General features: G+C 42.4%; 15 protein-coding genes. 13 read left to right on the top strand and 2 right to left on the bottom strand.

Features of this window, described 5'->3' with window-relative positions:
- Positions 1-23: 23 nt before the first annotated feature.
- A complete protein-coding gene (locus HWQ49_RS06965; RefSeq protein WP_188206883.1) occupies positions 24-1,142 on the top strand; it encodes a PrpF domain-containing protein in 1,119 nt (372 codons plus the stop codon).
- A gap of 119 nt (positions 1,143-1,261) precedes the next feature.
- Here HWQ49_RS06965 and HWQ49_RS06960 read toward each other — a convergent pair whose 3' ends face one another.
- Positions 1,262-1,483, bottom strand: coding sequence for a hypothetical protein (locus HWQ49_RS06960; protein ID WP_188206882.1), 222 nt, complete (start codon positions 1,481-1,483; stop codon positions 1,262-1,264).
- A gap of 350 nt (positions 1,484-1,833) precedes the next feature.
- Between HWQ49_RS06960 and HWQ49_RS06955 the strand changes: the two genes are divergently transcribed.
- The 9 genes from HWQ49_RS06955 (at position 1,834) to ptsP (ending at position 10,477) form a co-directional block, all read left to right on the top strand.
- Entirely contained in the window at positions 1,834-3,690 is a 1,857-nt protein-coding gene (locus HWQ49_RS06955; protein ID WP_188206881.1) for a BglG family transcription antiterminator, read from the top strand.
- A gap of 20 nt (positions 3,691-3,710) precedes the next feature.
- Entirely contained in the window at positions 3,711-4,145 is a 435-nt protein-coding gene (locus tag HWQ49_RS06950) for a PTS sugar transporter subunit IIA (protein ID WP_188206880.1), read from the top strand.
- 227 nt (positions 4,146-4,372) lie between these two features.
- Entirely contained in the window at positions 4,373-4,636 is a 264-nt protein-coding gene (locus HWQ49_RS06945) for a PTS sugar transporter subunit IIB (RefSeq protein ID WP_188206879.1), read from the top strand.
- Between the two features lie 21 nt (positions 4,637-4,657).
- Positions 4,658-5,923 carry a PTS ascorbate transporter subunit IIC gene (locus HWQ49_RS06940; RefSeq protein WP_188206878.1) on the top strand — a complete coding sequence of 422 codons (1,266 nt, stop codon included), beginning with the start codon at positions 4,658-4,660 and terminating at the stop codon, positions 5,921-5,923.
- A 27-nt stretch (positions 5,924-5,950) separates the two neighbouring features.
- Positions 5,951-6,799 (top strand): transketolase, encoded by an 849-nt coding sequence (locus tag HWQ49_RS06935; RefSeq protein WP_188206877.1) that lies wholly within the window; start codon positions 5,951-5,953, stop codon positions 6,797-6,799.
- 1 nt (position 6,800) lies between these two features.
- The gene (locus HWQ49_RS06930) at positions 6,801-7,727 is read left to right on the top strand and encodes a transketolase family protein (RefSeq protein ID WP_188206876.1); all 927 of its coding nucleotides are present in this window, start codon (positions 6,801-6,803) and stop codon (positions 7,725-7,727) included.
- A 1-nt stretch (position 7,728) separates the two neighbouring features.
- Positions 7,729-7,983, top strand: coding sequence for an HPr family phosphocarrier protein (locus tag HWQ49_RS06925; RefSeq protein WP_188206875.1), 255 nt, complete (start codon positions 7,729-7,731; stop codon positions 7,981-7,983).
- A 2-nt stretch (positions 7,984-7,985) separates the two neighbouring features.
- Positions 7,986-8,846, top strand: coding sequence for a Cof-type HAD-IIB family hydrolase (locus tag HWQ49_RS06920; protein WP_188206874.1), 861 nt, complete (start codon positions 7,986-7,988; stop codon positions 8,844-8,846).
- Entirely contained in the window at positions 8,825-10,477 is a 1,653-nt protein-coding gene (gene ptsP / locus HWQ49_RS06915) for a phosphoenolpyruvate--protein phosphotransferase (protein WP_188206873.1), read from the top strand. The genes HWQ49_RS06920 and ptsP overlap by 22 nt, the downstream gene beginning before the upstream one ends.
- Before the next feature lie 305 nt (positions 10,478-10,782).
- Here the strand turns inward: ptsP and HWQ49_RS06910 are convergent, their stop codons facing one another.
- Positions 10,783-12,843 (bottom strand): acyltransferase family protein, encoded by a 2,061-nt coding sequence (locus HWQ49_RS06910; protein WP_188206872.1) that lies wholly within the window; start codon positions 12,841-12,843, stop codon positions 10,783-10,785.
- Positions 12,844-13,490: 647 nt separating this feature from the next.
- On the opposite strand from HWQ49_RS06910, the gene HWQ49_RS06905 reads away from it, so the two are divergent.
- From HWQ49_RS06905 to wecB, 3 genes are all read left to right on the top strand, one after another.
- Positions 13,491-16,541 (top strand): S-layer homology domain-containing protein, encoded by a 3,051-nt coding sequence (locus HWQ49_RS06905; RefSeq protein ID WP_188206871.1) that lies wholly within the window; start codon positions 13,491-13,493, stop codon positions 16,539-16,541.
- Positions 16,542-17,252: 711 nt separating this feature from the next.
- Positions 17,253-19,235: a methyl-accepting chemotaxis protein gene (locus HWQ49_RS06900; protein WP_188206870.1), complete on the top strand. Its 1,983-nt coding sequence runs from the start codon at positions 17,253-17,255 to the stop codon at positions 19,233-19,235.
- A 191-nt stretch (positions 19,236-19,426) separates the two neighbouring features.
- Complete coding sequence (gene wecB, locus HWQ49_RS06895; RefSeq protein WP_317450915.1) at positions 19,427-20,542, top strand: non-hydrolyzing UDP-N-acetylglucosamine 2-epimerase; 1,116 nt, start codon at positions 19,427-19,429, stop codon at positions 20,540-20,542.
- Positions 20,543-20,580: the final 38 nt, after the last annotated feature.

Here is a 20,580-nt window from a genome sequence, read left to right as displayed (position 1 = left end):
TTATGAGAAAGGCGTGAATCTAGATGTCACAACGTGAAATACCATGTACCGTTTACCGTGGAGGTACAAGTCGAGGGTTGTTCTTTAATAAGAAAGATTTACCAGAAGATATAGAGAAGAAAAAAGATATTTTTATGCAAAGTATCGACACCAGCAATGTTACCCAGATTAATGGATTAGGTGGAGGCACGTCACATACTAGTAAAATCTGTGTCATCGCTCCTACTGTTGAACAAGGGATTGATGCAGAGTACACTTTTTATCAAGCTGGAATTGGGAAAGACATTATTGATGATAAAGGAACATGTGGTAATTTAATGGCTGCTGTTGGTGCTTATGTAGTAGACCAAGGCTTTGCAGAGGCTAATCATAATGAAGCTTACATAGATGTCAGTGTGATAAATACGAATATCGATAAGAAAATCTCAATCAGGGTACCTGTTGAAAGTGGTCAAGTTAAGATGACTGGTAACTTTCAAATGATTGGTGTTAAACAACCTGGGTCTAAATTTCATGTTAGTGTGCTGGAACCTGGTGGTGAAAATACAGGGCAAATCATTCCTGCTGAAGGCATTCAAGTGAACACGATGAATGGAACTGAATATCACTACTCCTTGAGCGATGTGATGAATCCGTTTGTTTTTACACCTGGTGAAGAATTCAACCTTTCTGCATCTGATCGAATTGACAAATTAACAGGCAACAAGGAATTAATGGATTTATTTGAAGAACTTCGCAGGACTGCATCCTATAAGTCTGGAATTACCAATAGTTTAGAAGAGGCGAAACAAATTCATAACATTCCTAAGGTTGGTGTTGTCTGGGTGCCTCAAGATTACGTAACAATGTCTGGTGAAGTCATTAAGAAAGAAGAAGTAGACATTGTTGCAAAAATGATTTCAATGGAAAAGTTCCATAGAACATTCGCGGTAAGTGGATTGTTCGCATTAGCTGTATCATGCCTCTTTGAGGATACTATCCCAAATAAATGTACAGAGGAAAATACTAATGAGATTAGAATTGGACATCCAGAGGGAGTCGTAGCAGTCTCTGTAGAGTTAAACACAGATGGATCCATTAAAAAGGTCGGCATAGACAGAACAGTGAAACGAATTATAAAGGGGAATCTGTTTTATACTTAGTTGAACGAATGGTTTAGTTGAAGAATTCAGTAACTTATATTAATGAAACGTTGTCCGGATGTGAGCAGGTCAAGAAGGCAGAGCAATCATTCTCTACCTTTTTGACACTTACTGCTTTGCTAGTTAACCTCTTTTAAACGATCAGTACCCCGTGCATCTAAGATCAAACCGAAATCACCTTCGTAGTCATCTAAGCGTAATGCTAACTTCTCCAAATCTTTTAATGCATGATCAATATTATAAACCCCATCAAACTGTAACGCATGTAACATGTGAATGACATCTTGTTTAATCTCCATAAATATCATTTTTTCCACCAGTCTACTCTCATAGTCACTCATCAATAATACCTCCCTTAATATAATTTAAAGATACTGTGCCCCAAAAATATTAGACTTATGTAAGAAGTTTTGACTTAATGAAGATTATATAGCGATAGTAAAATGGACACATAATATTCCAAATGGTTTTTAAAGGAACCCACCCCCAATTTGTCGAACATTGTAACTAGGCATGTATTCGTCAGACCTTCACACTTCCTGTCGTTTAATGCCGAATTACCTTCTATCAGACAGCGTTTTTTAGCCCCTCGTTCAATTCATTTCTTAAATTTTCGGAAACCTTTTGTAATGTAAGCGCATTCATAATATTATCTAAATCTTTATAATATTAAGTAAGGGTGGTGACAACCTTGGTAAGTGATCGTCAGCGTCGATTAATCGAGTATTTGTTACAGGATCCGACGGGTGTTCGGGCTAAGGAGTTAGCGAGTTATTTTCAAGTGACTGAAAGAACGATCCGTAATGATTTAGCTTCTGTAAAGGACTGGGCTATTGAGCATGATGTAACCATCCTTCATGAAAAAGGGAGATGGCAAATTGATGCTGATCCGTCTGAAGTGGGTCGTATGTTGTCAGTTGGGGATTTGGTAAATGAACATGATTATATCCAGTCTCCTCTAATTAGACAGTTGTTAATTACTTTTTACCTCCTCACGCAGGATGAATCTGTGTCTTTAAAAGAGATTGCAGAGGAGTTTTATATCAGCAAGGGGACGGTTGTCCAGGATATTAAGAAGCTTGAGGAATGGTTAGGGCGTCACTTGCTTCAATTGAATAGCTCTTCTAAGGGTTATTTGATTGAGGGAGATGAGATGAATATCCGGGTAGCGATGTATTCGGTGATTCGTTGGCTAGAGTATGAGTGGAGTAGCCCGGATGTGATTTCGAAGCTGAGCTGGACGAATGTGACACAAAAAGAGATTGAGGAGATTCAAAAGATCGTCACTAATGATCATGATGGTAAAGAGGATGATTTGAATCTTTCATTATTTCTGGTTAGTTGTTTAACGATTCAGCTTGAACGGGTTCGAGGTGGTCATCTAATAGAAAAGAGTTTTATAGATTTACCCCTTCATCATAAAGGGGTAATTAGCCAGTTTGTTAGTTGTTTTGGTTTGGGATTAACTAGTGAGGAAGAGCAGTTTCATACGGTGATGTTACATACGATGGAAGCGAATCATCGTTCCGAGGTGAGTTATTTTGATGGTGAAGCTGTTCATAGATTGATCGAGTCGATTTTTTCTAAGCTTGGGATTATTAATTTTTCCAAGGTGATCGAGAAGCAGATTCAGTATGAGGTCAATCGGGTTAAATTGGCTCATTTACAGTCAGTATATTTTTATCCGCCGATTTATCAGGAGCTTAAGCAAGAGTATCAATATATGTTTAATCATGTGAAAAGGGAGTTAATTAATCTCGATCAAACGCTGCAACATGTTCCAAAGTTCTTGTTATCAGAGATGGTGATGTTGTTTGCGAGTGAGGTTGAGCAGTTAAATTCGAAGCTTCATTATCACCGGATTGCGGTGGTTTGTCCGAATGGGGTGGCGACAAGTCATTTATTGGCCAGTCGGATTAAGAAGACATTTACCAATATTGAGATTATCGGGGTTTTTTCATTGGAGTCATTAAGAAAAGTAGAACCTTATTTGCAATATGATTTTATTATCTCAACGGTTCATCTAGATGGGGTGAGTAAGCCTTTTCTAACGGTTAAGCCATTGATTGATGAACAGGAGGCAGCTAAGATTGAGCGTTTTATGGAGAAGCAGGTGAGTGATCAGGAGGTTCAACATTTAAGTGCGAATCTGATCACAGGAGTTATCCCTGATCACAATGTCAAGGTGCTTCCAGGTGAGGTCACATTAGAGGACGCGTTTTGGCACGGGGTGCAGCTTTTAGTAGAAAATAGGTCTGTTAATGACGGGTACTTTGATGATATACGTGAGGTTTATGTGGAGAAGGGTCCCTACTTTGAAGTGTTTCCTGGGTTACTGATGCCACACGCTCATTCAGATCATGTTCATGAAGTGGATGTAAGCTTGGTGAAGCTAGAGCACCCTGTCATTTTACCAGATGGGAAAGAAATTCATGGGGTCTTAACGTTAGCCACCCCAGATACACATTCACATTTACCGTTAATGCAAAGGTTGCATTATTGCTTAACCGAAGCAGAGCATATTCAGGATTTATTCAAAATGGTTTAACAACGAGGGAGGGAGTCGTCATGGGAGAAAAGCTACTCAGTCAAAGCGCCATCCGATCGAGAGTATCAGTGGGCGATTGGGAGGAAGCGGTTCGTGTTTGTGGACAGCTACTTGTCGATGAAGGGTATGTCGAATCGTCGTATGTCGAAGCGATGATCAACAACATTAATGAACTTGGACCCTATATGATTATTGCGCCTGGAGTTGCTTTACCACATGCTAGGCCGGAAGACGGTGTGATTCAAGAAGGAATTAGCGTCGTGGTTCTACAAGACAGCGTAGAGTTTGATTCAGGAAAAGACGTTAACGTGTTAATTGGTCTAGCAGCTAAAAATAAAGAGTCTCATATTGAACTTTTGCAAAAGATTGCGAAGGTGATTTCACAAGAAGAAACATTGCATCAACTCAAACAAGCAACCACCACAGCAGATGTTTTACAAGTTTTTAAGATTTAGTGTCTGTTAATGCATTTAGTTGTTAGAGGAAAACAGTCTTGGTGTGACAAGCGATAGGTGGCGACTCCTGTGGGATTAGAACGAGTCGAAAATCACGCAAAACGAACGGTGTGAGTTTTGGGAAGTTGAGGCCGTTCCCCACGGAAAGCGTCCATCGATAGCGAAGTCACGAGCAGTAGTAAGTCATAACAGATTCAACATTTTGAAATATGAGAGGGGATTTGACTATGAAAATTTTAGCGGTATGTGGTATGGGGTTCGGCTCAAGCATGATGTTAAAGATGACAGCGGAGAAGGTCCTAAAAGAAAAAGGCGTGAAGGCAGATGTTGAAACAACGGATTTTAGCACAGCTTCAAGTGCGGATGCCGATCTAATTTTAACCAACGAAGAGTTTGCTAGACAACTAGAAGGTGGCAAGACCAAGGTGATTGCGATTAAGAACATCTCTGATGCTAACGAGGTGGAAGAAGCATTATCAGAAGTTTTATAAATCTTTTAGGGGGTTGAGAACATGGGCTTTTTTGAGTTTTTAATGGATGAGGTCTTAAGTATTCCAGAAGTGTTAGTCGGTTTGATTGTGTTGATCGGTTTAGTAGCACAAAGGGCAATTGCTTCTAAAGTGGTTTCAGGTACGTTAAAAAGTATTATCGGTTTTGTGATTTTAGGTGCGGGTGCTGGAGTTATTATTGGTTCTTTAGATTCGTTGGGTGGAATTATTGAAGATGCGTTTAATATTCAAGGGGTGATCCCTAACAATGAAGCTATTGTAGCTCTTGCGCAGCAAACGTTTGGTGCAGAGACGGCGCTTATTATGGGCTTTGGTTTCTTAGCTAATATCTTATTCGCGCGCTTCACGTCTTGGAAGTATATATTCCTGACTGGGCACCATACGTTCTTTATGGCAGCGTTATTATCAGCGGTATTAGGTACAGCCGGAATGACAGGTGCGCCACTTGTCCTCGTTGGTTCAATTACACTAGGTTTCCTAATGGTGTTAATGCCAGCATTAGGTCAGCCGTTTATGCGTCAGATTACTGGCAATGATGACATTGCGATTGGTCACTTTAGTACGTTTGGGTATATCTCAGCTGGTTTAGTTGGTAAATGGTTTGGTAATAAAGAGAAATCTACTGAGGATATCAAGATTTCTGATCGTTGGGCTTTCTTAAAGGATTCACTAGTATCGACCGCTCTTACGATGGTTGCGATCTTTATTATCATTGCAGTAATCGCTGGTTCTGGTGTCGTGACGGAGTATTCTGGTGATCAGAACTACATTATGTTCAGTATTATGCAAGGTATTACTTTTGCAGCGGGTCTAAGCATTATCTTACTAGGTGTTCGTATGATTTTGAATGAAATTGTCCCTGCCTTTAAAGGGATTGCTGAGAAAATCGTTCCTGGTGCGAAGCCAGCATTGGATGTTCCGATTGTATTCCCATATGCGCCAACTGCGGTGATGATTGGTTTCTTATTCAGCTTTGCTGGTGGTCTTTTAAGTATGGCTGTACTAGGTATTTTAGCTTTACCGTTAATCATTCCTGGTTTAGTCCCTCACTTCTTTACAGGTGCTGGTGCGGGTGTATTCGGTAATGCAACAGGTGGACGTATTGGTGCGGCTGTTGGTGGTTTTGTTAACGGTGTGTTAATTAGTTTCTTACCAGCGTTCTTACTGCCGGTGTTAGGTGATTTAGGATTTGCGAATACAACGTTTGGTGATGCTGACTTCGGTGTCGTTGGTATTATCATTGGCTTTATTGCTAACTTGTTTGGATAAAAATAATTAAAGGGGAGTCGATCAATCATGAACCAAACAATCCTTTCTTTGAAAGAATTACAAAAGATGGCTGTCGAAGTAAGAAAGAAGATTTTATTTACAGCACATTACCATAAGCAAGGGCATGTTGGTGGCTCCCTTTCATGTGCTGATATTTTAACGACGTTATTTTTCACACAATTAGCGATCGACCCGGATAATCCTGACTGGGAGGACCGGGATCGGTTTGTTCTTTCAAAAGGTCATACGGCATTAGGTTTATATGTGGTTTATGCATTGCGTGGTTATTTTCCTGAAGAGGAGTTAAAGACGTTTGATCAATATAATTCTAGACTGCAAGCCCATCCGGATATGACTCGTTTGGATGCTTTAGATATGTCGACGGGTTCTTTAGGCCAAGGGATTTCTGCAGCTGTAGGGATGGCGATTGGTGCTAAGTGGTTGGAGCGTAATTTTCACGTGTATACGTTAATTGGTGATGGTGAGTCTCAGGAAGGTCAAGTTTGGGAGGCTCTAAACACTGCATCGAAATATGATTTGGACAATTTAATTGTGACGTTAGACAACAATGGATTACAGCAATTTGGCTGGAAACACGGTGCTTCACGAGGGGTGCCAGAAACGGAAGCAGGAGCTAAGTTTAAGAGCTTTGGTTTTGATGTTTTCGAAGTTGATGGTCATGACCTAACATCTTTGGTTGATGTTTATGAGGAAGCTAGGTTGATGAAGAATAACCGCCCTAAAGCTATAGTCGCTAATACAGTTAAAGGTCGTGGCGTTAGTTTCATGGAAAATGATCATAATTGGCATTCAAAAGCACCGAATGATGAAGAGTATGAGAGGGCACTTAGAGAATTAGAGAAGGGTGTGGAGTAAGATGGCGACAAGTGTAAGAGATGAATTTGGTAGTCAACTAGCAAAGTTAGCTAACGAGGATTCCCGTGTGGTTGCTTTAGATGGTGACTTAGGGAATTCGACGCGACTAGCAACGGTTGAGAAGGAAACAGACGATTCATTTTTACAGATGGGAATCGCTGAACAAAATATGCTCGGTGTTGCTGCTGGCTTATCAACAGTCGGTTTTCAACCATGGGTCTGCAGTTTTGCGACTTTTTTAACGAAGCGGGCCTATGATCAGATCGTCGTCAGTGTGGCTCAGACGCATGCGGATGTGAAGATGGTTGGCGCCTATAGTGGGCTGTTGACGAGTAACACTGGGAAAACCCACCATTCTCTAGATGATCTAGGTATGCTGTCGATGGTGCCCAATATGACGGTGATTGTAACCGGCGATGCGAATGAAACGGCGACAGCTATGAAGGCGATGCATGAGTATGAAGGTCCTGTATATTTAAGATTAACGCGTGATGAGACGATTGAAAATTTTACGGATGAAGCAGAATTTGAGATTGGAAAAGGTCGTGTGCTTCAAGAAGGTAACGACATGCTCATCATTAGTACAGGAAGTATGACGTCACGTGTGATTGAAGCGATTGATGGTATAGAGAATCTATCAATCTACCATGTGCACATGCCAACGATTAAGCCGTTGGATAAAGAGTTGTTATTGCAAGCAGCGAGCCATGTCGATGTCGTGGTGACGGTTGAAGAACACTATATTCGTGGTGGACTGGGTAGTATTGTTTCAGAAGTATTAGCAGAGCATGACCCTAAAAAAGTCTACCGGGTTGGTGTTGAGGATGAGTATAGTGGTTGTGGTACCAACGAAGAGTTGCTTGATGCTCACGGACTGTCGCCAGAGAAAGTAAGAGAGAAAATATTAGCATATGGAAAGAGGGAGTAGAATGTTAAAAGCGTATACCATTCCTTTTGAAGAGGGTTTTCACGCGAGGCCTGCATCCAATTTTATTAATACCGTGAAGGACTTTGATGGTGCTGTTAAGGTCAAAAAAGGTGATAAGGAAGTTGATGCGAAAAGCATGATTCAGATCATGACCCTAGCAGCGAAGAAGGGTGATGAAATTGAAGTGATCGTTGATGGAGAAGTAGACGATCAGGACGATTTAATTAAAAAATTAGATGAACTGTTTGAGGGATAGAGATGATAGGTTATAAAGCAATCGTTTTTGATATGGACGGTACTTTGCTAGATGGGAATAATCGCTTAGATCCGGAGTTAGTGGAGTGTCTTGGTGTGTTGCGCAATCGGGGTATTAAGCTGATGATAGCCACCGGACGTACCTTTGGTGAAGTGCTTGATGTGATTGGTGACGTGACCTTTGACGGCTATATTTGCTCCAATGGGATGACGATTTATGATGATCAGCGCGACCAACTACGGGCCAGATCTTTAGATACGGATAAAATTTATGAAGCAGCGGTGGAAGCCAGTCGGCGCGAGCTTTATTATGAAATTCGGCATGAATATGGTTCGCCGTTTATTATGGCGGATCATTTTAAATATATGGAAGAAATGCTGTCGGTACAGCAACCTAGCGAGGTCAGTGACCACGAATGGAGTTCGCGAAAGCTAGCTTTAACAGATTTAAAGCGTGTGGATGATAAGCATTTTATTGATTATTTAACTAAAGATAGCGTGGTTAAAATATACTTCTTTGCTCCAGAGAAAGAGAAGGTTGATGCGTGGAAAATGTTTCTTAATCAAACGTTTGATTTAAAATTATTTTCCGTTGAAAGCTCAAGTGCGAACTCTTGTGAAATAGTTTCAGGGGACGTAAGTAAAGGGGAAGCGGTTGAATTTTTGATGGAAAAGCAAGAAATCTCTCTTGATGAAGTCATTTGCTTTGGAGATGGAACCAATGATATATCGATGTTTAACGTTGTCAATTATGCGATCGCAATGAGTAATGCAGGAATAGAAGTGAAGCGAGCATCAGACGGAGTAACATCACACTCAAATGAACAGCAAGGAGTTTTGAAATGGTTAAAACAGAACATATAAAGCGGGGTGATGAAGTGAAATTGGCAGGCATCTCAGCTTCGGGAGGATTGGCGATTGGCAATGCCCATATACTGAAAGAAAGAGAAAACCAGATTGATAAAGATTTAATAGGCACAGTCACCGAGGAAGTTGACAAGTTTTATCAGGCCCTTGAAGCAAGCCAACTCGAGGTTAAAGAATTAATTGATGAGACAAAGAAAAAGTTGGGTGATGAGCACGCGCAAATTTTTGAAGCACATTTAGCTTTACTCGAAGACCCGTCGATGACTTCAGAAGTGGAAACGTTGATCAAGGATAGTCAAGTTAGTGCAGTATTCGCCTTGGATCAAGTTAGTCAACAGCATATCTCGATGTTTGAAGCGCTAGATGATCCATATATGAGAGAACGTGCCAATGACTTGAAGGACGTGATGGATCGAGTATCCCAGCATTTACAAGGTGTTAGACGGGATGCTTTTTTATTTCAGAAGGATTCGGTTATTTTTGCTAAAGATCTGACGCCTTCGGATACAGTGGGCCTAGATACAGAGAAGGTGAAAGGATTGGTGACTGAAGCTGGTGGGAAGACCTCGCATACAGCGATCATGGCGCGTTCGCTTGGCATTCCAGCTGTTGTTGGCGTTGGCGTCCTAGGTGACGTGGTGGAGAATGGTGATCTAGTGATTTTAGATGGAGATGACGGTGTCGTTTACGTTAACCCGGATGAAGAATTGGTTGGTGAGTATGAAGGGAAAATTGCCAAGGCAGATGAAGAGAAGGAAAGGCTTGAGAAGCTTAAAGAGTTACCGGCAGTTCGAGCAAATGGTGAGGTCAAGAAACTAATGGCAAATATCGGCTCACCCTCAGATGTCGAGGCTGTCTTAGAAAATGGCGCAGACGGGATTGGACTGTTCCGATCCGAATTTTTATTTATGAACCGCAATGAAGCTCCAACTGAAGATGAACAATTTGAGGCTTATCGGGTGGTGCTTGAGAAAATGGAGGAAAAGCCTGTGATCGTTCGCACGATGGACATCGGAGGGGATAAGGAGATTCCTTATTTAAACTTGCCGAAAGAAGAGAATCCATTTTTAGGTTACCGGGCGATTCGAATTTCTCTTCATGATAAGGGGCTATTCAAAGTCCAACTTCGCGCGTTATTACGAGCGAGTGTTTTTGGCCAGTTGAAGATCATGTTCCCGATGATCTCAACAGTTGCTGAGTTGCAGGAAGCTAAAGACATAGTACAGGAAGTGAAAGACGAGTTAAAAGAGGAGCAAGTTGATTTTCGTGACGATGTCGAAATTGGCATTATGATTGAAACCCCTGCAGCCGCGATGATTAGTGCTGAGTTAGCTAAAGAAGTGGACTTTTTTAGTATCGGAACCAACGATTTAATCCAATACACCATGGCCGCTGACCGGATGAACGACAGCGTGTCCTACTTGTATGATCCGAAGCATCCAGGAGTACAGCGATTAATCGAGTGGGTAATTAAAAATGCACACCACGAAAACATCGAAGTTGGAATGTGTGGCGAGACAGCAGGAGACCCTGAATTGATTCCACTGTATTTGGACATGGGCTTAGACGAATTCAGCATGACACCCGCTTCGATCCCGAAAGCAAAGCAATTAATTCGGTCATTGTAAATATTGTTGAGCGGGTGGAGATCAATCGGCTGAGGCCGATTGATTTTTTTATGAAGTATGGGTGGGGGCATTAATCCCAATTCAACAATAAAGAGGAGGGGTTCAGTAATAAAAACCCCGTATTCATCAATTAAAATCATCAATCACACAATAAAATCCACCATTCATCAATGATGACCAGCGATCCCACAATAAAATCCTCCATTCATCATTAACCCCCTCAGATGTAGCAAGAAAAATCCCCACACCCACCTCACCCAAACAAAAACACCCCATCAGTCCATAAACTGATGGGGTGGTATAATCTATGATTCAATTTCATCTAATACGTCAGCAATTTCCTTCGTCAATAATGGTCCTAATGCCCTTGAGTAAACTGCGGTGATATGGTGCTTGTCGCGGTAGACGATCATGTCGTCGACGACTGGGTAGCATAACTCATCATCACAGAAGCGGTCTGAGAAATCGGCAAAGGACACATGGTCAGGGATGCCGTCTGTATTTTCCCAAGGTAGAGGACTGTATAGCACTTCGTTTCGTGGTGACACACAGTCTTCAATGCCTTTTTCCTCGAGGCAAGCTGGTACATCTTCTTGCATCCGTGGGTTGTCACGAAGCGCGAGAATATGCGTGTGCCCTTCGAGGAGCTCCCACTTGTCAAGATAACCTTGAGGAATTTTGGTTCCACCGGCGACACTTGCAGTTGTGATCACGAGGTCTGGTGCATTTTCAATGAGTGGCTCGTCAACTTGCTCAGCCCACTCCACACATGACTCCGATAATTGCCCGTCGAAGTCATCCGTTGAATAGCGACATGCGTCTTTTAAATATAGATCAATTTGCAAGTTCAACTCTGATGCCGCAACCTCCAGCGCCGGGTACCAGTGGCCTGAGTGAGAGCCTCCGACTAAAGCTACGGTGTAATCAGGATTTTCCGTTTCACCCATTGAGCAAATATTTACCGTTGGATCGGTTGAGCTAGAGTAGCAGCTTTCATCATCATAGATAACCGGTAGATCATCGGTTACATGAATCAACGATGGTTGTAAGTCATCAATAGCCGTCTCAAATACGTCTTTAGACGGCTCTGGCCCCGTATAGATGGTTTCATCCTCTTCCTGTTCAGCCTCACCATCATCACTGTCGATAATATATTCCTGCTCAGGTGACCAGTTGGAAGCTTTAACGGCCTCGGCCTCCTGAACTTGATTAATATACTGATTCCACGAAAGCCCGATCGCCAACACCGGAATGATGAATGCTGATAAAACAACAGCTAATCGGCGCTTTTGAGTCCGGACACTCATGCCTCGAATCGGTGTCTCTAGTAATTTTGCCGATAAAATCGATAGAATGAATGAACCTAATAGAATCAACACACCATCGACAAATGGTACCGTCACGCGATTGAAGTAATGATAATAAAAGATTAATAGCGGCCAGTGCCATAAGTAAAAGGCATACGAAATACTACCTAAATATACAAGCGCCTTAGAACCAAGCAACCGCTGCACGCCAAATTGACTCGCATTTTCAGCAGAAATGATAATTAAAATCACACCTGAGATCGGTAGCAACGCCGCATAACCTGGGAACACATCTGACACAGGCAAAATTAATCCCGTCAACGAAATAATCGCAAATCCTAACCAGCCCACTACTAAACTAACCAACCTATGGAAGGAAAGGTAAGGAATTAATACCGCCAACATTCCACCTAAACTGAACTCCCAAACACGAGCAAACGTATCAAAATATGCCCAAGGCTGATTCGTCGCCGTGATATAAACTGAATAGCTTAAAGAAGCTACGAAAATTATCACTAATATTGTAAGGAACGTTTTACGAATCGGCGTTTTAAACAGCTTACGCGCCAAGAAATACGTCAATAAGATCAATAAAGGCCACGTCACATAAAACTGCCCCTGAATCGACAACGCCCAAAAATGCTGAAACGGACTCGCCTCATTATTCTGCGCCAAATAATCGACAGAGTTATTCGCCAACATCCAATTCTGATAATAAAAAATCGACGAAAATACCTGCGAAATTGTCTGCCCCCACTGCACTTGAGGTAAAATAAAGATCGCATGCGCCGTGGTGACAAAAACCACCGTTAAAGCAAGCGGAAGCAACCTTCTCGCTAACCCCAACAAATATTCAAATATATTAATACGACCACTTCTCTCAACCTTCGTTAACAAAGAAGTCGTAATCAAATAGCCAGAAACGATAAAAAAGACATCAACTCCACCTGAGACCGAGCCTAACCAAATATGATAGACCGCAACCAGCATCGCCGCAAGAGCTCTAACACCCTCAATCTCAGGACGAAACCTCTTCTCAGGACTCCTTAAATCCTTCATGCCCTTCATCCCCAATATATATAAATTTAGTAACCTATCAATTTTTTACAAAACACCTTTAATTGTATAACGAAAAACCAACCCACGCAACGCACAAAACCTTCCTAAAATTCGACAAGTGCCTGTCACTTCCCGAAAGGAGTAATTCGACAAGTGCCTGTTCGACAAGTGCCTGTCACTTCCCGAAAGTGGCCAATCAACAAAAAGTAGGTTTCAATCAACAAAAAAGTAGATGCAATCAACAAAATTTAGAATTCAATCAACATAAAGTAGGTTTCAATCAACAAAAATGAAAGGTCAATCAACAAAATGAGGGTGCCAATCAACAATATTTGATTTGATCGAAAAAACCCATCAATAAGAATCACGTCACGTCCAATCCGTGAAAACGAGCCCCAATCCGTGAGAAAGCACGTCCAATCCGTGAGAATACACATCTAATCCGTGAAAACGAGCCCGCAATCCGTGAGAAAGCACATCCAATCCGTGAAACGAGCCCTCAATCCAGAATCTGTTCCCCCATTCGACAAAATTCGGGAAGTGACAGGCACCCCCCACCCATTATGTACCAGTTATTTTCCATTTACAGAGTGTTACAATGTTTTTGCAGTTTTGTTGCAAATTTATTTTTAGGGGTGTTGAACAGTATGAGTAATGCTTTTCGGAATAAAGGGCTGGTTCTTTTTACGGGGCTAGTTTTATTGTTAGTAACATTGTTGTCACCGGTGGGTGCGTTCGCGCAATCGCAGTCAAGTGATAGTAATGAATCTAGTGTGTTCCCTGATGTCGAAGTGGGGACGACAGCTTATGAAGCTATTTCTTTTGGTGAGGAGAAAGGCTTTATTAATGGATTTACCGACGGCACTTTCCGTCCAAGTCAGGATGTGACAAGGGCTGAAGCGGCTAAAATGTTAGCCAATACGCTAAATCTACCAACTCCAGAAGAGGCTTCTTCTGATTTTGAAGATGTAAGCGAGAAGTGGTATGTGCCATACGTAACTGCTTTAGAGAAAGAGGAGATTGTCGACGGCTTTGAAGACAATACATATCGTCCTTATAGCTATATGAAGCGTTCTGAAATGGCCAAGATGATCACAGAAGCGTTCATGCTGAAGGCTGATGAAGAGTATGATCAGTTTAAGGATGTGGCTGATGATCGTTGGTTTAAAGAGTACGTGGATGCATTATTGGAAAATGGCGTGACGACAGGTGTGGCAGAAGATCGCTACATGCCGGATGAGACCGTTACTCGCTCAGAAATGGCGCTATTCCTATACCGTGCTTATGAACTTTTCAACTATGATGTTGAATTAGTTGTGGAAAATGGCGAACTTGTAGTAGACGACGAAGCTTTCGCAGTTACTTCAGAGTTTGCTAGCTTAGTAGAAGAACAGGACGAAAACGTTCTAGAAGGTGCAGAGATCCAGTTCTACGCACCACGTGGTGAGATTAAAACAATCGACCACATCACGCTTAACGCTGATGGTACAGAGGATGCCCCGTTAACTTTTGACGGACAAGACCAGAAGTTAACAAGCGATTTTTATGTAAATGGAAATTATACAACTGTTGAGAATTTAAACGTTGAGGGAACTCTATTCCTTAATCCAGGTGAAGATGGTGATGTGACATTAAACAGTGTCGAAGCTAATCAGGTGCTTGTGTTATCAGGTGGTGAAAATTCAATCCACTTAAATAACGTGGCTTCAGACCAATTGATCGTTGATTCTGAGCAAGACAATCCAGTTCGCGTGAAATCTGACGGCGATACCACGATTACGACAACAGGTGTGGCATCGAAAGCGAACCTTGACCGTACAGCAGGTTCTTTCGGTGAAATTAATGTAGCGAGCGAAGAGGTTGAATTCACAGGTGATTTCACTGAAAATACGGTTAACATTTTCGGGAAATCATCAATTAAAGTGGCGCAAGATTCAATCGTTGGTCAAGTGAATGCAGGCGCAGACGTGTCCCTTAACGGTGACGGCGACATTAATAACGTACGCGTTCAAGGCGTTAACACCAACGTCGAGGTGAATAACCAATCGGTAAAAACAATTGAAGTTTCAGCAGATTCAGTTGATACAAACGTAACTGTTTCAGAAAACAGCACAGTTGGAACATTAATCTCTGAGTCAAACACGAATGTAACAGGTGAAATTGAAAATCAGGTCGATCAAGCAGAAGATTTCGATGCAAAAGATTTCGAGGTAGCGATTCTTTCCGACCATGATCTGATCCGTGTCGCAGGCGTTGATGCCAATGCAGCAGACCAAATCCTTTGGCAATTTGCAAACGGAACGGTAACTGCAGTTGACCCAGCAGGTGACACTGATGACCATCTTTATCTAAGAGATGTAAGCGAAGGTGTTGAAAAAGTTTATTACGAATTTGATGGCGAGTGGAAAGTTGTTGTAGCTGAGTATGCAGACAATGGCCTATTAGATAATATCAATGGCGTTTCGCTAATTGACTTCCTGGTAGAAGATGCTGAAGAGTTTGCGACAAACGAATTAGAATTGGCGATTTTTTCCGACCATGATCTAATCCGTGTTGCTGGCGTTGATGCCAACGCAGCAGACCAAATCCTTTGGCAATTTGCGAACGGAACTGTAACTGCAGTTGACCCAGCAGGTGACACTGATGACCATCTTTATCTAAGAGATGTAAGCGAAGGTGTTGAAAAGGTTTATTACGAATTTGATGGCGAGTGGAAAGTTGTTGTAGCGGAATACGCAGACAATGGCCTACTAGCAAGCATTAACGGTGTGGATGTCATCGACTTCTTAGTTGAAGACGTTGACGCATTCGAAGGGCAAGAACTAAATGTAACAGAGCTTGATGATTACTACCGCGTTGCCGGTGTTGATTCAAACAGCGCAGATCAGATCCTCTGGCAACTTGCAGACGGCACTGTCGTTGAACAACAGCCAGCAGGTGAGAACGACGACCACCTTTACTTGAATAAAGAACAATCAAGTGGCGATGAAGTTAATGTTTACTACGACTTCGCTGGTGAGTGGAAAGTGATCACGGCTATATATGACGATAATGGTGATTTAGCGGAAGTAAACGGGATCACCTTGGATATCGACGCTGAAGAATTTGTGGCGAGTGAATTAGATGTCACTCTACTACCTGACCACGAGCTGATTAGTGTAGACGGAGTAGATTCTAACAATGCCGATCAAATTCTCTGGCAGTTCTCAGACGGATCCATGACTGCAGTCGATCCAGCAGGAGAGAAAGATGATCGCCTCTACTTAAGAGAAGAGAGTCAAGGTGTTGAAAAAGTTTACTACAACTTTGGTGGTGAATGGAAAGTTGTTGTCGCAGAGTATGCAGACAACGGCCAGCTATCAACAGTCAACGGCGTAACAGTGGTTGACTATTTAGTAGAAGATGCTGAGGAGTTTGCTGCAGACGAGTTAGAAGTAACTGAGCTTGACGACTTCTTTAGAGTTGCCGGTGTCGAGTCAAATGACGCTGATCAAATCCTCTGGCAAAATGCCAATGGAACCGTCACTCCAGTCGACCCAGCAGGCTCAAGCGACGATCACCTATACTTGAACAAAGAACAATCAAATAATGATGAAGTTAACGTATACTACGAGTTCGCTGGCGAGTGGAAAGTTGTCACCGCTGTCTACGACGACAACGGCCAACTATCAACAGTCAACGGAACCAACATCCAATAAAAAAACAGAAAACCCGCCGGTCGATTCAGATCGGCGGGTTTTCAACAAAATTCGACAAGTGCCTGTCACTCCCCGAACTTTCTGTATTTCGTCAAATTTCGAGAAGTGACAGGCACTTATTTGTGCTTCTCATCACAACATTCATCATCTAAAGCCTTTATACTAGGGCCAGGGAATTAATAGAACGATTTACTTAGAAAAAATGATGAAGGTGATGTGCATGGAAATACATTGTTTAGTAGAAGTGGTCAAGAAAGAATACGATAGCGCTATAGAAATGACCAAGATCGCAGAATCTAATCAACTCTATTGGGCGGGGAGGGCAGAATTTGCTAAGGAACTATTAGATAAGCTTCGTCCATACAGAAATAATTCAACAAGAAGTTGTGTTTATTGCGAGATCACGGAAGAGGGGTGTGAAAAGTGTTTCAATTAACAGCTCACTCCACCAAACATACAGACACCAAACTACCGTACCCTATTTCCATATAATAGCACCTCAGTCACATATCACTATTCACAACCGACAAAAAACGACAAGTGACAGGCACTCCTCGAACAACTCTGTCACCCCCCCGAACTCACCAGTCGCCAAAATTCGACAAGTGACAGGCACTATTTCAATAAATCCTATAAACAAATGCAGTTTTTGATCGATATAATAAGAGGCTAGCGTTTAACTAATCTTACTATTGAAAGCAGGGTGCCATCATGAGTAAATTTAAGAGTTTTATAAGGTTTAAGAATTGGAAGTTAAGGTCTAAGTTGATTGTTGCTTTTATGTTAGTTCTTCTTATACCGAGTCTTATTATTGGTATAAGTTCTTTTCAGAAAGCGCAAGCAGTATTAGGCGATTACATACTGGATACGGCAGGGGATGATGTCGTACGAGTGGATGATGAAATTACGGAAACTTTTGAACCGAAGTTTAATGATCTAGATTTTCTTTCTGGTGAAGTACGACGATCAATGTATGATGATAAAGATCAGATCCATGACCAATTTTCACAATATATCGAGCTTCACCCTGAAGTATCCACAATCTATGTTGGTACAAATAATGGTGAAATGGTCACTCAACCAGAACTAGATTTAGGCAGTGACTATGATCCACGAGATCGAGCTTGGTACGAAGATGCGATGGACAATGTTGGTGAAGTCGTCATTACCGATCCATACGAGGATGCAGCCTCCGATGAGATCATGATCACCATCGCCAAAACCACTAACGACCGCAGTGGAGTCATCGGGATTGATGTTAGCTTGTCATTTATTGCTGACTTTACTAGTGAGATCCAAATCGGAGAGCAAGGATTTGCCGCCATTATTGATGGCCAAAACAACTATCTAGTGCATCCCGAAAAAGACATTGGCACGTTAGCTGATGAGGGATGGTTAGAATCGGTATTTAATCAGGATCAGGGAAATCTTTCTTATTCATCAGATGGAGGAGAAAGACAAGTCGAGTTTACAACAAATGAGTACACTGGCTGGAAAGTTCTAGGCACACTATACAAAAGTGAAGTAGAAGAAGCAGCTTCCGGCATAATGGTGACAACGATTATTGTCATCGCTATATCCGTTTTACTTGGCTTAATCGTGATGGTATCTATTATTCGCTCGATCACTAAGCCAGTTAACAAACTTTCAACGAGTATTAATAAGATCCGAGAAGGTGACCTAACCGAAGAGATTGACGTTAATTCACGAGATGAAATTGGTCAACTAGCTTTAGGGATGAGAGAAATGCAGCATAGTTTAAGAGAGGTTATTCAAAATGTCTCGACTGCATCTGAACATCTATCGAGCCAAAGCGAAGAACTGACCCAATCTGCCAATGAAGTGAAAGAAGGATCACTTCAAGTAGCAGCAACTATGCAGGAGATTTCGTCAGGTTCAGAGACACAAGCCAACAACTCAAGTGAACTATCATCAGTGATTGGAGAATTCACAACAAAAGTCCAAGAAGCACACGAAAACGGCGAACTGATCCAACAAAACTCCAATGACGTCCTAACGATTACTGATGAAGGTCATCAATTAATGAATTCATCAAACGAACAGATGGAGAAAATCGATACCGTTGTCCAAGATGCCGTCCAAAAAGTTCAAGGTCTCGATACACAAGCTCAAAAAATCTCAAAACTAATATCCGTTATTCAAGACATTGCAGAACAAACCAACCTGCTCGCATTAAATGCAGCCATTGAAGCAGCCCGGGCTGGCGAACATGGAAAAGGTTTTGCTGTCGTTGCCGATGAAGTTAGAAAACTAGCTGAACAAGTCTCAGATTCAGTAACAGACATCACCGACATCGTCTCAACGATCCAAAACGAATCTAGCGTCGTCACAGAGTCTCTAAAAGGTGGCTATAAGGAAGTTGAACAAGGAACCCAACAAATTAAATTGACCGGAGAAAAATTCGCTGGAATCAACGAAGGTATAACAGAAGTTGTCGACAGCATCAAAACAATTACTAGCCATCTATCTGAAATGGCCGCAGGCAGCCAACAAATGAACAGCTCTATCCAAGAAATCGCAGCCGTCTCAGAAGAATCAGCAGCAGGAATCGAACAAACATCCGCCTCAACCCAACAAACAAGCAGCTCAATGGAAGAAGTCGCATCAAGCTCAGACAACCTAGCCAAACTAGCCGAACAACTAAACGACCTAGTCCGCCAATTTAAAATATAAAAACGAAGCGAACAGTGCCAACCACTGTTCGCTTTTTATTCGACAAATTTCGAGTGGTGCCTGTCACTTCCCGAATCCGGGAAGTGACAGGCACTACCAAAAGACACAGGTATTGAATTTTCCTGGCAGTTGTCATAACCTTAAGGGAGTTAGTTATTAGTCGAAATGATGAAAATGATGGAGTGAGTGAATTGGATCGAAAAATTAAAGTGATGACGGTTTTTGGTACAAGGCCTGAGGCGATTAAGATGGCGCCGCTTGTGCTAGAATTAAATAAACGTCCGGAGCAGTTTGAAACAATCGTAACGGTAACAGCACAGCACCGCGAAATGCTAGACCAAGTTCTAGATATTTTCAACGTAACACCAGACTACGACTTAAACATTATGAAAGCAAAACAGTCGCTGACACAAGTAACGACTCGCGCACTAGAAGGTTTAGACGAAGTGATCAAGGAGACGAAGCCTGATATCGTGCTCGTTCACGGTGACACGACGACCACGTTCGCAGCATCACTCGCAGCATTCTATAACCAAGTTCAAGTTGGCCACGTGGAAGCGGGCCTAAGAACGTGGAATAAGCACTCGCCATTCCCAGAGGAGCTCAACCGCCAGCTAACAGGCGTGATGGCAGATTTACACTTTGCGCCAACAAACCAAGCACAACAAAACCTCCTCAACGAAAATAAAGATCATAATCAAATTTACGTAACAGGAAACACCGCGATCGACGCGCTAAAGACAACGGTTGACGACAACTATACGAGCCCAATCCTTCAACAAGTAGGGGACAAGCGTCTCGTCTTAGTCACCGCGCATCGCCGTGAAAATCTCGGACAAAACATGGAGCAAATGTTCCGCGCGATTAAGCGATTAGTCGAAACGCACGACGACATTCACGTGATTTACCCGGTGCACTTGAATCCAGTCGTCCAACAAACAGCCAACGACATCCTTGGCGACGATGATCGCATCAACTTAATTGAACCACTCGGCGTCATCGACTTCCATAACTTCGCAGCCCGAGCACACCTAATTTTAACCGACTCAGGCGGCGTCCAAGAAGAAGCACCATCACTCGGCGTCCCCGTCCTCGTCCTACGCGACACGACCGAACGTCCAGAAGGCGTCGAAGCCGGAACACTCAAACTCGCTGGCACCAACGAAGACCACATCTTCAACCTAGCCAACGAACTACTAACAGACGAACAAGCACACGCCAAAATGTCCAAAGCCTCCAACCCATACGGAGACGGCGAAGCATCCAAACGCATAGCCGACGCCATCATCGAAAACCTTAAACAGTAAAAAATCAAGCACGTCGGAATAACGCCAACTTTCCGGCG

It is taken from the genome of Alkalibacillus aidingensis (assembly GCF_014595945.1).
GTDB lineage: Bacteria > Bacillota > Bacilli > Bacillales > Alkalibacillaceae > Alkalibacillus > Alkalibacillus aidingensis.
Note: the sequence above shows the minus strand (reverse complement) of the source record. Positions and strands in the feature narration are given on the sequence as shown.

Coding starts and splice junctions, on each gene's coding strand:
- HWQ49_RS06965 (WP_188206883.1), top strand. CDS start 24: ATGTCACAACGTGAAATACCATGTACCGTTTACCGTGGAGGTACAAGT.
- HWQ49_RS06960 (WP_188206882.1), bottom strand. CDS start 1,483: ATGAGTGACTATGAGAGTAGACTGGTGGAAAAAATGATATTTATGGAG.
- HWQ49_RS06950 (WP_188206880.1), top strand. CDS start 3,711: ATGGGAGAAAAGCTACTCAGTCAAAGCGCCATCCGATCGAGAGTATCA.
- HWQ49_RS06945 (WP_188206879.1), top strand. CDS start 4,373: ATGAAAATTTTAGCGGTATGTGGTATGGGGTTCGGCTCAAGCATGATG.
- HWQ49_RS06940 (WP_188206878.1), top strand. CDS start 4,658: ATGGGCTTTTTTGAGTTTTTAATGGATGAGGTCTTAAGTATTCCAGAA.
- HWQ49_RS06935 (WP_188206877.1), top strand. CDS start 5,951: ATGAACCAAACAATCCTTTCTTTGAAAGAATTACAAAAGATGGCTGTC.
- HWQ49_RS06930 (WP_188206876.1), top strand. CDS start 6,801: ATGGCGACAAGTGTAAGAGATGAATTTGGTAGTCAACTAGCAAAGTTA.
- HWQ49_RS06925 (WP_188206875.1), top strand. CDS start 7,729: ATGTTAAAAGCGTATACCATTCCTTTTGAAGAGGGTTTTCACGCGAGG.
- HWQ49_RS06920 (WP_188206874.1), top strand. CDS start 7,986: ATGATAGGTTATAAAGCAATCGTTTTTGATATGGACGGTACTTTGCTA.
- ptsP (WP_188206873.1), top strand. CDS start 8,825: ATGGTTAAAACAGAACATATAAAGCGGGGTGATGAAGTGAAATTGGCA.
- HWQ49_RS06910 (WP_188206872.1), bottom strand. CDS start 12,843: ATGAAGGATTTAAGGAGTCCTGAGAAGAGGTTTCGTCCTGAGATTGAG.
- HWQ49_RS06905 (WP_188206871.1), top strand. CDS start 13,491: ATGAGTAATGCTTTTCGGAATAAAGGGCTGGTTCTTTTTACGGGGCTA.
- HWQ49_RS06900 (WP_188206870.1), top strand. CDS start 17,253: ATGAGTAAATTTAAGAGTTTTATAAGGTTTAAGAATTGGAAGTTAAGG.